Annotated in this window: 11 protein-coding genes; 7 read left to right on the forward strand and 4 right to left on the reverse strand. The window is 62.4% G+C overall.

The window, feature by feature from the left end; genetic code table 11:
- Nucleotides 1-43 precede the first annotated feature (43 nt).
- Nucleotides 44-1,042 (reverse strand): Gfo/Idh/MocA family oxidoreductase, encoded by a 999-nt coding sequence (locus HPY44_09070; protein NSW56153.1) that lies wholly within the window; start codon nucleotides 1,040-1,042, stop codon nucleotides 44-46.
- A 79-nt stretch (nucleotides 1,043-1,121) separates the two neighbouring features.
- Complete coding sequence (locus HPY44_09075) at nucleotides 1,122-1,778, reverse strand: phosphoribosylanthranilate isomerase (protein NSW56154.1); 657 nt, start codon at nucleotides 1,776-1,778, stop codon at nucleotides 1,122-1,124.
- 353 nt (nucleotides 1,779-2,131) lie between these two features.
- Between HPY44_09075 and trpE the strand changes: the two genes are divergently transcribed.
- The 7 genes from trpE (at nucleotide 2,132) to HPY44_09110 (ending at nucleotide 11,269) form a co-directional block, all read left to right on the forward strand.
- Entirely contained in the window at nucleotides 2,132-3,631 is a 1,500-nt protein-coding gene (gene trpE / locus HPY44_09080; protein ID NSW56155.1) for an anthranilate synthase component I, read from the forward strand.
- A 41-nt stretch (nucleotides 3,632-3,672) separates the two neighbouring features.
- Nucleotides 3,673-4,251 (forward strand): aminodeoxychorismate/anthranilate synthase component II, encoded by a 579-nt coding sequence (locus tag HPY44_09085; protein NSW56156.1) that lies wholly within the window; start codon nucleotides 3,673-3,675, stop codon nucleotides 4,249-4,251.
- A gap of 108 nt (nucleotides 4,252-4,359) precedes the next feature.
- A complete protein-coding gene (trpD, locus tag HPY44_09090; GenBank protein NSW56157.1) occupies nucleotides 4,360-5,385 on the forward strand; it encodes an anthranilate phosphoribosyltransferase in 1,026 nt (341 codons plus the stop codon).
- 53 nt (nucleotides 5,386-5,438) lie between these two features.
- Complete coding sequence (trpB, locus tag HPY44_09095; protein NSW56158.1) at nucleotides 5,439-6,632, forward strand: tryptophan synthase subunit beta; 1,194 nt, start codon at nucleotides 5,439-5,441, stop codon at nucleotides 6,630-6,632.
- Nucleotides 6,632-7,450, forward strand: a complete 819-nt coding sequence (locus HPY44_09100; protein ID NSW56159.1) for a tryptophan synthase subunit alpha — start codon at nucleotides 6,632-6,634, stop codon at nucleotides 7,448-7,450. The genes trpB and HPY44_09100 overlap by 1 nt, the downstream gene beginning before the upstream one ends.
- Before the next feature lie 328 nt (nucleotides 7,451-7,778).
- Complete coding sequence (locus HPY44_09105; protein NSW56160.1) at nucleotides 7,779-9,818, forward strand: PAS domain S-box protein; 2,040 nt, start codon at nucleotides 7,779-7,781, stop codon at nucleotides 9,816-9,818.
- 128 nt (nucleotides 9,819-9,946) lie between these two features.
- On the forward strand, nucleotides 9,947-11,269 hold the full coding sequence (locus HPY44_09110; protein NSW56161.1) for a DegT/DnrJ/EryC1/StrS family aminotransferase: 1,323 nt from the start codon (nucleotides 9,947-9,949) through the stop codon (nucleotides 11,267-11,269).
- 91 nt (nucleotides 11,270-11,360) lie between these two features.
- Here the strand turns inward: HPY44_09110 and HPY44_09115 are convergent, their stop codons facing one another.
- Nucleotides 11,361-11,723, reverse strand: a complete 363-nt coding sequence (locus HPY44_09115; GenBank protein NSW56162.1) for a carboxypeptidase regulatory-like domain-containing protein — start codon at nucleotides 11,721-11,723, stop codon at nucleotides 11,361-11,363.
- A gap of 35 nt (nucleotides 11,724-11,758) precedes the next feature.
- Nucleotides 11,759-15,286 carry a PD40 domain-containing protein gene (locus tag HPY44_09120; protein ID NSW56163.1) on the reverse strand — a complete coding sequence of 1,176 codons (3,528 nt, stop codon included), beginning with the start codon at nucleotides 15,284-15,286 and terminating at the stop codon, nucleotides 11,759-11,761.
- Between the last annotated feature and the right edge of the window lie 2 nt (nucleotides 15,287-15,288).

Here is a 15,288-nt window from a genome sequence, read left to right on the forward strand (position 1 = left end):
CTGGATCATGGGCCGGGTCCGTCTCGCAGACCGCCCGGCGCGATCAGAGTTTCACGATCTTGCCCGTTGCTGCCGACTTCTCCGCCGCAAGGCAAGCTTCCACCGCAGCCAGCGACTCCTCGGGTGTGATGACGCTGGGTGGCGTGCCATCCTGGATGCAGCCGGCGAAGTATTGCAGTTCTGCGGGCAGAGCCCCCATGAGCTTCCCGTGGATGGTGGGCCAATAGGTGGTGTCGGGGCAGGTCCACCCCTTCGGTCCCGCCACCGCGAGATTGGGGCTGACCTCCTGAATGCTGATCTGCCCCTTGGTGCCGATAATTTCCATGCGCTCGTCGATCTGAAACGCTGTCTGGTCAGGAAGGCACCAGATATCCTCGAGCACCGCCGACGCGCCGGTATCGAACTTGTACATGGTGACGCCAAGGTCGGGGTTGGGAAAGTCCCGGAACTGGTTGGTCTGGGCGTAAGCGCTCACGATCTTCGCGCCAGTATACCAGAGCATGAGGTCGGTGTCGTGCACCCCATCGCCCACGATCGGACCGATCTTGGGGAGGACTCCGGTGGTCACCCAGCATGGAATGTTGCGCCGCGCGTAAATGTAGAGGATATCGCCGATGGCGCCCTCCTCGATTTGGCGCTTGGCCATGGCATAGCGGGGGTTGAATCGGCAGATATGACCTACCATGAAGTACCCGCGTGCCTTCTTCGCCGCATCCACCAGGCGCCGGCAGTCTTTGACGGTGGAGGCCATGGGCTTCTCACAGAAGACGTGCTTCCCGGCCTTGAGGGCAGCCAGCGCGGGCTCCACATGCTGGTCCCACATGGTCACGATGCTCACAGACTCGAGCTCCGGGTCCGCCAGCATTTCGTGGTAGTCGGTGAACAGCTTCTTCACACCGAATCGCGCGCCGACTTCCTTCAGGCGGGACTTGGTGCGTGTACACAAGGCGTACAGCTCTGCGTTGGGGATGGACTCGATGGCCTCGCAGTGCTTTTCACCAAACCAGCCCAGACCGATAACACCGTGTTTGACCTTGTTCACGGGCTCTCCTCCTTCAGCGTAGGAGCTGGAATGCAGCGATGCGGCTTCTTGTAGCCAATGCACGTTTCTCCGCCGGGCATCAGAGGGCCTCCAGTGCGCGAAACAAAGCGCGCATGCGTTCGGGTGACTTGATCCCCGGTCTCTCCTCCACTCCGCTGGACAGGTCAATGCCGGCCGGACGCACGCTCTGTGCCGCGTGGACAGCATTTTCAGGACAAAGGCCCCCGGCAAGAATGACAGGGACATCCAGAGCCGAGACCACTCTCGCAGCGACATCCCAGTCGCAGGTCAACCCGGTGCCTCCGGACAGGCCGCCCACGGAGGCATCCAGGAGGACAGCGTCGGCGCCTGAGTGGGCAGCCATGGACGCGGTGGCAATTGTCTGCTCGAGGGCATGCGAGGCCTCCACCCCAACCACCCGCCATATCGCCAGGTTGGGAAACTGACGCTTCAGATTCCGCATTGCGCATGCGGTCTCGGACCCGTGTAGCTGCACCGCGGCCGGGGCTGCGGTCTCGACTAGCCGGCGCAGGTCGTCGCGAGGCATGTCCACTACCACGCAGACGAGGGCTCCCGGGGCAGCTTTGGAGAGCTCGGCAGCCCGCGAAATCGTGACCGTGCGCGGCGAGCGCGGGACATCCACCACGCAGCCGACGTACCGCGCGCCCAGCGAGAGAGCCAGCCGGATGTCTTGGGGGCGGGTCATGCCGCAGATCTTGACGAAAGGATGCTGCATGAGTCCTCCAGGGGATGTCGTCTGACGCACCCGCCTAATCCGGTAGATACCCGGACGGCACACACACTCACGGTTTTACATTTCGCTGTTGACTCCTGATCGCCCTCTGTGCTATCGTCCGCCTATCATGCAGACGCGAGAATTGCGAACAGGACTTGGCTACTGGTGGTGGCGCTGGAACCCCTGACCCTGGGGCCCCGCGCCTGTGTCTGCATTCAGAGCATTCGAATCACACACAAAGGCCGTGAGCATCCCCCGGGGGAGCTCACGGTTTTTTCGCATCTGCGCGCGGAAACCATGAGAACCACCGGAGGGAACGGCGGCCGAACCGTCCCGAAAGGTGGACACAACTCATGGTCACGCCCGAGCTTCCCGAGTTCCTCGAACGCGCCAGGCAAGGCGACCTGGTACCGGTCTACCGGGAGATCATCGCCGATCTGGAGACCCCCGTCTCGGCCTTCCTGAAGCTCCAGCAGTCCGGCAATGGCTACGCGTTCCTGCTGGAGAGTGTGGCCGGAGGTGAGAGCGTCGCCCGGTTCTCTTACCTGGCCGTCTCCCCCGCCCAGGTGTTTATCAGCAAAGGTCGCACCGCCACCATCATCCGTGACGGCGTGGCCGAAGAGCGCGCGATCCCCGAAGGCCAGGATCCCCTTCACATTCTGCGCGAGCTGCTGTCTGAGAGCACCTTCGTCCCCATCCCCGGCTGGTCGCGCTTCGACGGCGGCGCCGTCGGCTACATGGGCTACGACCTGGTGCGGTTCTTTGAGGATCTGCCGGATCAGAACCCCGACGACCTCGACCTGCCCGATTGTCAGTTCATGTTCACCGACACGCTGGTGATCTTCGATCACGTGATGCACCGCATACGGGTCCTTGCGAATGCGAAGATCAAGGGTGATCCGCAGGAGGCTTACTGGGAGGCCAGAGAGCGGATCGACAGCGTGGTGGACCAGCTTATGCAGCCCCTGGAGCGCCCTGACGTGCCACCTGCAAGGCATCCGATCCCCGACGATCCATCGGCGCTGCCGTCCACGATGACCAGGTCCGCCCACCGTGAGGCAGTCGCGAGGGCCAAGGAGTACATCGTCGCGGGCGATATCATCCAGGTGGTCCTGTCGCACCGCATGAGCGCGAAGGTGGACCTCCCCCCCTTCCAGCTCTACCGGGCTCTGCGGGCCATCAATCCATCCCCATACATGTTCTACCTGTCCTTCGGCGACCTGAAGCTCATTGGTGCGTCGCCCGAGATTCTGGTGACTGAGGAGAAAGGGCAGGTCGTCACTCGGCCCATTGCCGGAACGCGCCGTCGCGGGAGCACCCCCGAGGAAGACGCGCGGCTCGAGGAGGAGCTTCTCGCCGACCAGAAAGAACGAGCGGAGCATATCATGCTGGTGGACCTGCATCGCAATGACCTCGGCCGGGTCTGCGAGCCCGGAAGCGTTGTGGTGGATGACCTCATGGTCGTCGAGCGCTACAGCCATGTGATGCATATCGTGAGCAATGTCCGCGGCAAGCTCATGCCCGACCGTGACCAGTTCGACGTACTCCGCGCAACCTTTCCGGCGGGCACACTATCGGGCGCGCCAAAGATACGGGCGATGGAGATCATCGAGGAACTGGAGCCCGTGAAACGCGGACCGTACGGCGGCGCGATCGGTTACTTTAGCTTCTCCGGGGCCATGGACACCTGTATCACCCTACGCACAATCGTGATGAAGGGCAGTACCTGCTACTTCCAGGCCGGCGGGGGCATCGTGGCCGATTCTGAGCCAGATGCGGAGTATCAGGAGACGCTGATCAAGGCGGGGGCATTGCTGGACGCTCTGCGACTGGCACAGCGCGGGGAGTTGTAAAGCAGACTGACGGCAGAAGGAAAACGAAAGGCGGCACCGAGATGATCCTGGTCATCGACAATTACGACTCATTCACCTACAACCTGGTGCAATACCTCGGCGAGTTAGGGCAGGAGTGTGCTGTCTACCGCAATGACAAGATCACGGTGGACCAGTGCATGGAGATGGCCCCCGACAGCATTGTCATCTCGCCCGGTCCCTGCACCCCCCTGGAAGCCGGCATCTCCTGCGAACTCATCCAGGCCGCAGCGGGGAAGATCCCGCTCTTGGGAGTCTGCCTGGGCCATCAGTCCATCGGGCAGGTCTTCGGTGGCGACGTGGTGCGCGCAATGCGGCCCATGCACGGCAAGACTTCGCAGATCCAGCACGACGGTCGCGGCGTGTTCACCGGTCTCCCCAACCCATTCGAGGCGGTGCGGTATCACTCGCTCATCGTCAAACGCGAGACCCTGCCGGACTGCCTGGAGGTTTCGGCAGAGACCTTCGGGGGGGAGATCATGGGACTGCGGCACAAGGAGTACCTCGTGGAAGGCGTGCAGTTTCACCCGGAATCGATCATGACCCAGTGTGGCAAGGATCTGCTGGCCAATTTCGTGCGAATGGCCGCCGGCGCGAAATAGCCCGTGGCCGTCGTGCAAGCCCGCGCGCCTTCCGGAGGGCGGCGCGTGTGATGGAGATCACCCGGGCTTCGCGAGCAACGGCACCCAATCAAGGAGGGTTGGCGAGCCATGTTGAGCCGTTACCTGCATAAGACGGTAGACGGGCAATCCCTCACCCGGAGCGAAGCCTACGAAGCGCTGAGCGCCATCATGGAAGGCCAAGCGACGGATGTTCAGATCGCTGGATTTTTGGTTGCCCTGCGAATGAAAGGCGAGAGCCCCGACGAGGTGGCGGGCTTCGCCCAGGCAATGCGCGACCACGCGGTGAAGGTCCCCACTCGGCAGGAGGGCGTGGTGGATACCTGCGGTACAGGCGGCGATGCGCTGGACACCTTCAACATCTCCACCTGCGCCGCGTTCGTGGCGGCGGGAGCAGGCGTGCCCATCGCAAAGCATGGCAACCGGGCGGTTTCCAGCCGTTGCGGGAGCGCTGACGTTCTCCAGGCGCTCGGGGTAAACCTGGACATCACCCCCGAACAAGTAGGGGCTTGCATTGATGAGATCGGAGTGGGCTTTCTTTTCGCCCCGAAGCTGCACCCCGCCATGCGCTACGCAGTCGGGCCACGCAAGGAGCTCGGCATGCGCACCGTCTTCAATATCCTGGGCCCGCTTACCAATCCCGCCGGCGCCACCCGGCAGGTACTTGGGGTCTTCTCGCTCCCAGCGGCGCGTCTTGTCGCGGGGGCATTGAGCGCTATGGGCACCGAGCTTGCGCTTGTGGTGCACGGGGAGGACGGGCTGGACGAGATCTCTACGGTAGGGGCCACTCATGTGCTGGAAGTACGCAGCGGACAGGTAAGCGAAAGACTGCTCACGCCGGACGAACTCGGAATCGCCCGGGCCTGCGGCGGAGATCTGGCCGGCGGGGGTCCGGAGGAATCTGCGGGCATTCTGCGCAGGGTACTTTCCGGAGACCGAGGGCCGGCGCGCGACATTACCCTCCTCAACGCCGCAGCGGCGATTTACGTGGGCGGGAAAGCCGCCGACCTGCAGGAGGGCCTGGTGCTGGCCGCTGATTCCATCGACCAGGGCAAGGCGATGGCGAAACTGGAAGGACTGGTGACGATGACCGCCGGGATGAGCCCGGACCAATGACGCACTCGGGCAAGACGGACAAGCATGCAGACCAAATGCGAGGATGTGACACGATGCCAAACACCACGAAAGGGCGCTTCGGACGCTTTGGCGGCCAGTATGTGCCCGAGACCCTCATGGGCGTCCTGCGGGAGCTTGAGGACGCCTACGACAAGGTCAAGGACGATCCTGAGTTCCACGCGGAGTTCGAGACTATTCTCCGCCAGTACGTGGGGCGGCCCTCTCCCCTGTATCGCGCCGACCGGCTGAGCGAAAGAGTAGGCTGCAAGGTCTATCTGAAGCGCGAAGACCTCAACCACACCGGGGCACACAAGATCAACAACACAATCGGACAGGGGCTTCTGGCAAAGCGCATGGGCAAGCGCAGGCTTATCGCGGAGACCGGAGCCGGGCAACACGGCGTGGCCACGGCCACTGTCGCCGCGCTGTTTGGTATGGAGTGTGTGGTCTATATGGGGGAGGAAGACATCCGCAGGCAGGAGCTGAACTGTTTCAAGATGGAACTCCTGGGAGCCACCGTGTCCCCGGTGACTTCCGGTACCCGCACCCTGAAAGACGCAATCAACGAGGCCATCCGCGACTGGATGACCAATGTGGCCGACACTTTCTACTTGTTCGGCACCGTCGCCGGTCCGCACCCCTACCCCACTATGGTCCGGGATTTCCAGTCTATTGTGGGCCGCGAGACCCGGGCGCAGTGTTTTGACCAGGAGGGTCGTTTGCCGGACCACCTCTTCGCCTGCGTGGGCGGAGGATCCAATGCAATGGGGCTGTTCTACCCTTTCATCGAAGACGAGACGGTTCAGATGCATGGTGTCGAGGCCGCGGGCCGGGGCATCTCGACGGGCCACCATGCAGCCCCGCTCAATGACGGAAGTTTCGGAGTGCTGCACGGCGCCGCGCAGTACATGATGCAGGACGCGGACGGCCAGGTTGCCCCGGCGCATTCCGTGGCCGCGGGACTTGACTACCCGGGGGTCGGCCCGGAGCACTGCTATCTGCGCGACATCGGCCGTGCCGTCTATCATGCGGTCACGGACACGGAAGCATTGGCTGCCTTCCAGGAGCTCACTCGTCTCGAGGGGATCATCCCGGCGCTGGAAAGCTCGCACGCCGTGGCGCAAGTGCTGAAGATGGCCGGGCAATTCGAGCCGGAGGAGATCGTTGTCATCAACCTGTCAGGGCGCGGGGATAAGGACTGTTACGAGGTCCGGCGCCTGCTCAGCGAAGGAATGGGGGAAAACTGATGACCCTAGCACAGGCTTTCCAGAAAGCAGCGGACGAGAACCGCGCAGCCCTGATTGTGTACGTCGCCGCGGGAGACCCGGACCTGGAGCACACCGAAGCGATCGTAAAGACCCTCGCGCAATCCGGCGCAGATATCGTGGAGTTGGGTATCCCCTATTCCGACCCCATCGCCGACGGGCCCACAATTCAGGAAGCCGGGCAGCGCGCTCTCGCAGCAGGCACCACGGTTCAGGGCGTGTTGGATTGTGCTCGCCGAGTTCGGGCGGCTACCGACATTCCCTTCGTCATCATGACCTGCTTCAACCCGGTGGTACAGTACGGACTCGAGCGCTTTGCACGGGCCGCCGTTGAGTGCGGTGTACAGGGCGTCCTTCTTTCGGACCTGCCCGTCGACGAATCCGGCGACTGGAATAAGATCGCCCGGTCTGCAGGCCTGGACACCGTCTACCTGGCTGCTCCCACCACGGAACCAGAGCGGCGCCGGCTGATCTGCCGGTCGAGCACAGGATTTGTGTACGTCATATCCCGCCCGGGCACCACGGGGGTGCGGCAGGATCTGCCCGAGGGGCTGCCTGCCTTGCTGGCCGAACTCAGACAGATCGCGACGTCCCCGATTGCCGTAGGCTTTGGCATCAGCACCCCGGCTCATGTGCGAGCCGTCGCTGAAATGGCAGACGGGGCCATAGTGGGCAGTGCGGTCGTGGATGTGATCGGCCGACACGGCAAAGGCCCCGGTCTGCTTCCCGCCATCAGCCGGCTTGTTGAACAGCTCGCCGCCGCTACGGCAAGAACCCCAGGCACGACCGCCGATCGGTGAGCTCCTGGCGCCCACGGAGTCAGTGAGGGTGTCCCGCCGAGGTCAGCCCCGTAAGCCGGGATTGACCCTGGGCTGATTCCTTCTCAATTCCGTGTGTCTTCAGGATTCACGGTCGCGTCCGGTCAGACGTTCAAAACAAGTGCAATTTCTCAGGAAAACATGACTCATGCTTGACCTTGGACACGTCTTTCACGGCTATACTGGTACTGACACACCCTTACCTGGCGTCGCGCAACCAGTCTCCGTATGACACCGGCGACGCCCAAATCCGAAAGGTCTTCCAGAAAGGTTGGATCGCTTCCGACCGTCACGGTGGGAGGCCAAAACCATGGACTGGCGAACAGGTCAGGCGAGATTGCCCGATCTGAACAGCGGGGATGATGTCTTCCTGGGGATCAATTCACGAATGGTAACGCCCGAGGGTGTCTGCACCGCTGTTCTGGTCAACGGGTATCATTACTGGGTGGACGGTGCCTACTGCGACCTCTTCGCCCGTACATCGCAAGAGCTACTCGGGCAGCACCTTGCGGTGCTCTTCGACCAGACGTCTGACGATCCCGCTGGTGCTGTAGCGACGATCCTGCAGAGCGCCGACACCGAAACACACCATGAGTTCTGCACACACCGCCGCGACGGAAAGCCCATCTGGGTGAGCTTCTCCGCGCGACGGGTCCTGTTCGATGGGCGGGGAGCGATACGCCTGATGGTCAGAGACATCACAGCGCAGAAAAACACCGACGACGCGATCCGCGAGAGCGAGCGGCGTTTTCGGCAGCTGGCCGACCTCCTGCCCGAGATGGTGTTCGAGTGTGACACAAACCTGCGCATAACCTACGCGAACCGCGCTGCCTTCGAGATCCTCGGACAACGCATCGAGGCTCTCGAGGAGGGTATCTGCGTGGGTGACTTTCTTGCGCCTCGCGATGCGAAGCTAGTGGCAAGGCGTCTGGCGCGAGCAGGACAGACCAGAAAACCAACCCGGGGCACGTACGAACTGCACACCAAGGACGGCCGGACCATCACCTGTGAGATCAACTCGGCCCCAATTACGGACGCCAACGGGGTGGTCACAGGCTTTCGGGGTCTTATCCACGACATCACCGAACGGCGTCGCCACGAGGAGGCACTTGTTGCGAGACAACGGCGATTGAAGACACAGTCCGATGCCCTCGTTGCCCTGGCTCGAGGCATGAGCGTCCAATCAGTGGACATCCGGGAGCACCTGCTCGTCATCACGGAGACCGCGGCACAAACGCTCTGCGTAGAGCGTGCGAGCGTGTGGCTCTACGGCCCTGACGGCAGCGATCTGTACTGCGCAGATCTGTTTATGCCCGAAAACCAGCAACACACGTCCGGCGAAAGGCTTTCCCGGAACGACTTCCCCGCGTATTTCGAAGCGTTGTCCGAAGCACGGACGGTGGCCGCGGTGGACGCCCTGCATGACCCTCGCACGCACGAGCTTGCTGCCGGCTACCTGGAGCCCCGTGGAATCGTCTCCATGCTTGACGCTCCCATTCGACTGGGCGGGGAATTGGTCGGCATTGTCTGCCATGAACATACAGGGGAAATTCGGGAATGGCAGAGCGATGAGCAGAGCTTCGCAGCATCCATCGCGGACATGGTGGCGCTTTGCATCGCTACCGTCGAACGTGCGCGAACCCAGCAGCAACTTGAACAGCATGCACGCGAGCTTGAGAGGTCCAACGCGGAACTGGAACGCTTCGCAGCAGTCGCCTCCCACGACTTGAAGACGCCTCTGAGTACCATTGCCAGCTTCGTGCAGTTGATCGACCGCCGGCACCAGGACGACGAAGTGAGCCGCCAATACATTGGGATGGTACTGCAGTCGGTGGAGCGCATGGTGTCTCTGATGGACGATTTGCTGGACTACGCCCGTGTGGGGAGCAGGCCCACCGTGCCTCAACCCACCGACATGAACCAGATCATCGAGGGCGTGACGCTTCAGTTGCGGCGGCGCATCGACGAATGCGGCGGAACTGTGGACCATGATGACCTGCCCGTCTGCATGGTCGACCCTGGGCAGATGCACCAGTTGTTCCACAATCTCGTGACAAACTCGCTCAAGTTTCGCAGCGACCGGCCCCCACGCGTCCATGTTCGTGCCAGGTGTGAGGGCCACCTGTGTCACCTGACGGTCAGCGACAATGGCATCGGAATACCCGAGGATCAGTGGGACAGGATCTTCCGCGTGTTCGAGCGCGGCTCACACACCACTGAGTACCCCGGTACCGGCGTTGGCCTGTCCATCTGCCAGCGGATCGTGAGCAACCACGGCGGCAAAATCTGGGTCGACTCGTCAATAGGAAATGGCGCCAACTTCCACGTACTGCTGCCCCTCGCCCGGTAACGCACGGGGCTGAGCCAATTCAAGCCGATATTGGTCCCCGAAGGTTTTCACAGGCCCGGCGAGGAATTGGAGAGTGTTCGGCTGCGTTGGATAATACCTATCGTGCTTTCTCGCAGGAGTGATCCGTAATGCCTGATCAGCAGAGCCCCGGGGATTTCCGCTATTCGACCGGCGACGCCGACGTACCGTGGGCGGCGGTAGGTGAGCACCTTGGTGCCTGTGAGGCCCAGGACCTGCTGCGCTTTCTGGCCCGACCGCGTCCCGGTCAGGAAGACGAGTACAAGCGCCGCCTGGAGCAGGCGGACAGGGCCATCAGCGAGCTTTTCGAAGTGGCTGGGCCCGCGACCAAGCTGAGTCTCGGTGCCATGGTGGAGAAGTTGGAACGCGTCGCCGCGGAGTTGCTCAACTGCAAGCACACCGTGTTTCTCACCAACGCCACCCACGGCTTCGAAATCGGGTTCAAATACGCCAATCTCGGGCCGGGCGACGAAGTGATCGCTCCGTCCATCAGTTTCATCGCCACCATCGCCTATCCCCTCGGGGTTGGCGCGAAAGTGGTGTTCGCCGATCTGGACCCGGCATCAATAAACATGGACCCGGCGGACGTGGCGCGCAAGGTCACTGACAGGACTCGCGTGATCATCCCGGTACACATCGGCGGCTACCCGGTGGACATGGATCCGATCATGGAGATCGCGCGAGAGCGCGACATCGTGGTGATCGAAGACGCTGCGCATGCTTTCGGCGGGTCTTACAAAGGGCGGATGCTCGGAACCATCGGAGACTTCGGATCTTTCAGTTTCCACGAGGTGAAGAATATCACGTCCTTCGGGGAAGGCGGGATTCTTGCTACGAACAGTGACTGGGGCGAGAACTTCAAGAAAGCCCGTTTCCTTGGGCTGGACCTGAGCCGCAAAATCGACAACTGGCTATACGACGTGATCGCGTTGCCTGGCAAGCGAGGGCCCTTCGCGACAGGGAACTACAGCTCTACCGAGATCCAGGCGGTCTGTCTGCTGAGCCAGATCGCCCGACTGGACAGCATCATTGCCAAGCGCCGGGAGCGGGCGGAATACCTGACCGCGCGGTTCTCGGAGGTGGAAGGCCTCATCACGCCGCCGGGAGATACGGACCAAATCAAACCCACCTGGCACCTGTATCTACTGCAGGTGGATCCGGCCATCACGGGAAGCGACGTCCAGACCTTCAAGGCCAAACTGACCGAGAAGGGCATCACGAACATTCCCCATTTTGGGCCGATGTACAAGTTCGATGTCTGCCGGCAGTTGGGGTATGACGCCGACGAAATTGCTGCGACTTGCCCGGTGACCGAAGAAGTGTTCAACCACCGTTTCACTCATCTGCCGCTCTACCCACTGACCGATGAGCAGACTGAGATGATGGCGGACCGGGTTATCGAGGTAGTGGAGGAGATGAAGCGCGGATCATAGCGGCGTCAAGGAACCGCAGACAGGAACGGAAGCAGGCCGTCCGGAGCAACTCCAGGGCGGCCTGCCTGATTTCCGGCCAATATGACGGGCGCTACAAGCCCACGGGGGAGCCCGGAGGCTGATCCGACACCGGGACCAGGCCGATGTCTCCCAACTCCACGACACCTTTGATTACATTCACGCTGACGATGTCTCCGGGCAGGATATACCCCTGCTTGCGGATGACCATGTCCTTGCGCCCGGTGTTGATGCCCTCGATCGCGTACAGGCCCGATGCATCGGTGACGTCATTCTCCGAGCCAATGAACACCGCCGCACCGGCGATGGGTGTGCCATCAACGGCGCTAACGATGCGGCCCTTCACGGACCCATGATCGAACTCGCTCCCACAGCCCGTCAGGCCGATGATTCCAGCGAGTATCGCGACCAACAGGATGGTCCACGCTCTGCGCATCTTTGGCTCTCCTTTCGGGTGAATGAGGGACTTGTCTAGTGCAGCGACGCCGGGACAACCCGGCTTGCTGTTGTCCCGTCCTCACCCATGCAGGTGATGGTCACGAGATACTGACCGGCAGGTACGCGAGTGCCGCCGCTGCCGACGCCGTTCCACGAAGCGGTCTGCGCGCCTGCTTCCCGCCTCCCCAGGTCAATGGCCGCAACGGTGCGCCCCGCTATGTTCAGGATTTCAGCGCGGACGTTCCCGGGTGCAGAGAGGGTATACGCGATCTGCAGACCCGTGCCGGTCCCTGCGACGGCCGCCGCGGTTATCAGCGCTTGTCCTGACCGCGGGCAAGCTTCAATCCGCAGGCGACGTGACGCTCCCGATGCCCCAGACTGGAACACATAACCGCGTGTGGTCCGCATGTTCAGCCGCCTGCCAGTGTCTATGTCCGTAAGCGTGAGCGCCACATCGCCGGGAACCAGGGACAAGTCGTCGAAGCTGATCCGCACTGGAACATCGGCAATGTCCGTCTCGGCGACCAGGTTCCAGACGAGAGTGCGCCCAGCTGCCTGGAGTGCCACGGCATTCCGCGCTCCAGATGCGTCCACACAGTACAGGTCAACATAGCCGGCGCCGGAAGCCGGAGGATTGGCCCCCACAACTGCAGCGCCCTGGCTCACCCCGATATAGTTCGCAGTATCCGCCGCCGCGCCGGCGGAGGCCGCAAGCTGTATTGCCCAGTCCACGGCAGGAACATCAGCCACCGTACCCGCAGGAGCCACGCCGCCAAGCGTGACGGTGCCCTCCTCCAGCGCGCGGAACCAGAAGCCCTGCCAGGCAGCGATCTCGCGCCGAGCATTGCTCAGGTTCAGGGTTGTCACCAGTTCGTAGCCGCTGCCATCACCTTTCTGCACCCAACCGAAGGGCTGGAAACGGCCTGTCGATGCGACCTGGTCCCACGGCAGAGATGCCGTGCCCGGGTTCGCGAGCAGGTTCCAGTCGCTCATCACATCGAGCGTCATTGGCGACGCGGGTGCAAACCCCTGCAGAGTCATGGTATGCGGGGCATCGTAGCGCACCCAGTAACCTGCTCCGGGACTGACATCGAACGGGCCGGCGGTGAAGTAGGCGTAGCTCTGTGAGTCCGCGTTCCACCGGGCGACGCGGGCAGTGCCGAAGACAAGGTCCGCCTGGGGATCCACGGGAGACAGGGGGACGCCTATCAGCCAAGTTCCCGCAGCGAACTGATGGGTGGCTGTCCGAGGCTGCGGCGCGCTGGTGATCGTTTTCGTAGTGTCCGTTATCGTGGCATCGGTGGCGGATCGCACTGTCACGAACAGCTCCCAGGAGGCCGATGGACGCACACCTGGGTCAACCGCGACTTCCACGCGCATCTCAGTGGACGCGCCGGGAACGAGTTGGGCAGTGGAATAGCCGTAGCCGATGACCGCCGCAGTGATGTCGTTGCCGCCTGTCACGGCGTCGAAATAGCGCACGGTCCAACCACTGCCGCCGGCATCTCCGGCGATGGTGAAGCTGTCGCTGATGGTTCCGTCATTCTGCACCTTGAGGTGGTATACCGCCGGGCGGGTCCAGTCCGCCGTCTGGCTCACCGACTGGTTGGCCGCCGTACTGTTGATTACCCCGTCGCCCGTATACCAGGCATCTTTCTCGTTCTTCACCAACAGATCTGGCTGCGATGCCAGGGTAGTCTCGGTGGTGACAGCTTTGATAACGTCGATATTCGTCGCGTCGGCGCTTGAGGTCCCGCTAATCAGGGCCGTGTGGGGTGCGGTCGGGTCGACGCCCGGTTCGAGCCCGACTTCCAGCCGCAATTCCCCGTAGGCGCCGGGGGCCAGGGGACCGACGGTGAACCCGGGACCGATGACTTGCGAAGTGATGTCATTGCCACCCGCGAGGGCGTCGAAGTACCGGACCGTCCAACCCGAAGTCGGGCCGGACCCGGCGATGAGGAAGGTATCCGGAGCGGTGCCTTCATTGCGTACCTTGAGCTGGTACACGACCGGTCCAGAGCGGTCGGCGATCTGCGTGGCCGTCTGTCCCTCCGCGGTGACGTTCAGTTCTGCTACCCCGTAGTACCAGGTCTCGTCCGCATTGCGGATCATCATATTCGGCTGCGAGCCGGGGGCCTGGAAGGGATTTCGCCAGAGCGAAACGTAGACGTCCTCCCGATTGTTGGTGTCCGTGGGGATGATGTTCGTGGCCGAACTACTGAAGACCACGCGCTTGCCGTCAGCGCTGATGCTGGGCGCCCGGCTGTCGAGGTTCGCCTCTTTCCCATCTTCTGTGAGGCTCACCCGAATACACTTGCGGATGGCGCGGTCGCGGATAAAGACATCCTCGGCGCCGTTCGTATCACCCGTGACGAGATTCGTGGACGACGAAGTGAAGGCTACGAAGCGTCCATCTGAACTGATGCTCGGTTCGTAGCTGGTTCCGTTCCCGGCCTCCCCGAGAGGCCCGACGCTTACAGTTTCCGTGGCTTTCCGCAAGACGTCGTAGAGCATCACGTTCCCGTCCTGCACAAAGGCGAAGAACCTGCCGTCGCCGCTTATTGCGGGAAAGGTGCCGGCATCCGGCGTGGTAATGAGCCGGAAGTTGCTGTAGCCCACTGCGGCGTCATAGAACAGGAATTGAAGCACCGGCACATCCGGCTTCACCTTGGACGGCGGGATGATGTTCCAGATGTAGGTGGTGTAAACCACATACCGGCCGTCCGCGCTGATGGCGGACAATACGCTGGCCTCGTCGCCCTCTGCCAGGCCATTGGGCGTCGGGCCAATGCTGACCTGGCGCGTGACTTTCTCATCCGTGTCAGAGAAGTAGGTGCAGTGGAAGATATTGGGCAGGCCGTTGCTTCCACCGGGCACGAGGTTCGTGGCGCTGGAGGTGAAGCTGAGATAAACGATGGTCTCGTCAGCATTGCTGGCGATGGACGGAAAAGAACTGAAGGTCGTTGCCTGGGTGCCGTCCGGGGCCGTGCTGATCCTGATGGTTCTGCCGGTCTGCAGGTCGCGCAGGAAGACGTCAACCACACCGTTGGTGTCGTCCGGGACGAGGTTGCTCGCCAGGGAGGCGAAGGCTACCCACCGTCCTCCCTTGCTGATGGCCGGCTGGTAGCTAATGTTATTGCCGGGGCCACCATCTTGAGCCACGGAGACCAACTCGGTCTCGTTTGTCAGCGTGTTCCTCACATACACGTCCGAGAACCCGTTCCCGTCATTCGGGACCAGGTTCTCCGCGAAGGTGGAGAATGCGACGATTGTGCCGTCAGCGCTGCTGGACAGGCCGTACAGGCTCGTTGTCGAGTGATCGTCAGCTTCCTGGTTGGGATGATCCGCTTCCGAAGTGCCGTCCCGCAGGCTGACCCGGGAGATCTGTCCCCAGGCGGGGAGCACGCTGGCGAGTGCAAAGAGCATCACGCCCGCCAGCAACAGATAGCGCGCCGACAGGTGGCTGTGGCGTGTGTGGGGCATCGTGTCGACCTCCCTGGCTGCGTCCAGTTCCGGCTCCTCAGCGAGAGTGCGGTTCGGAACTGCCTTGGGCGCGTCCATCT

This window comes from Armatimonadota bacterium (assembly GCA_013314775.1).
GTDB lineage: Bacteria > Armatimonadota > Zipacnadia > Zipacnadales > JABUFB01 > JABUFB01.

Coding starts and splice junctions, on each gene's coding strand:
- HPY44_09075 (NSW56154.1), bottom strand. CDS start 1,778: ATGCAGCATCCTTTCGTCAAGATCTGCGGCATGACCCGCCCCCAAGAC.
- trpE (NSW56155.1), top strand. CDS start 2,132: ATGGTCACGCCCGAGCTTCCCGAGTTCCTCGAACGCGCCAGGCAAGGC.
- HPY44_09085 (NSW56156.1), top strand. CDS start 3,673: ATGATCCTGGTCATCGACAATTACGACTCATTCACCTACAACCTGGTG.
- trpD (NSW56157.1), top strand. CDS start 4,360: ATGTTGAGCCGTTACCTGCATAAGACGGTAGACGGGCAATCCCTCACC.
- trpB (NSW56158.1), top strand. CDS start 5,439: ATGCCAAACACCACGAAAGGGCGCTTCGGACGCTTTGGCGGCCAGTAT.
- HPY44_09100 (NSW56159.1), top strand. CDS start 6,632: ATGACCCTAGCACAGGCTTTCCAGAAAGCAGCGGACGAGAACCGCGCA.
- HPY44_09105 (NSW56160.1), top strand. CDS start 7,779: ATGGACTGGCGAACAGGTCAGGCGAGATTGCCCGATCTGAACAGCGGG.
- HPY44_09110 (NSW56161.1), top strand. CDS start 9,947: ATGCCTGATCAGCAGAGCCCCGGGGATTTCCGCTATTCGACCGGCGAC.
- HPY44_09115 (NSW56162.1), bottom strand. CDS start 11,723: ATGCGCAGAGCGTGGACCATCCTGTTGGTCGCGATACTCGCTGGAATC.
- HPY44_09120 (NSW56163.1), bottom strand. CDS start 15,286: ATGGACGCGCCCAAGGCAGTTCCGAACCGCACTCTCGCTGAGGAGCCG.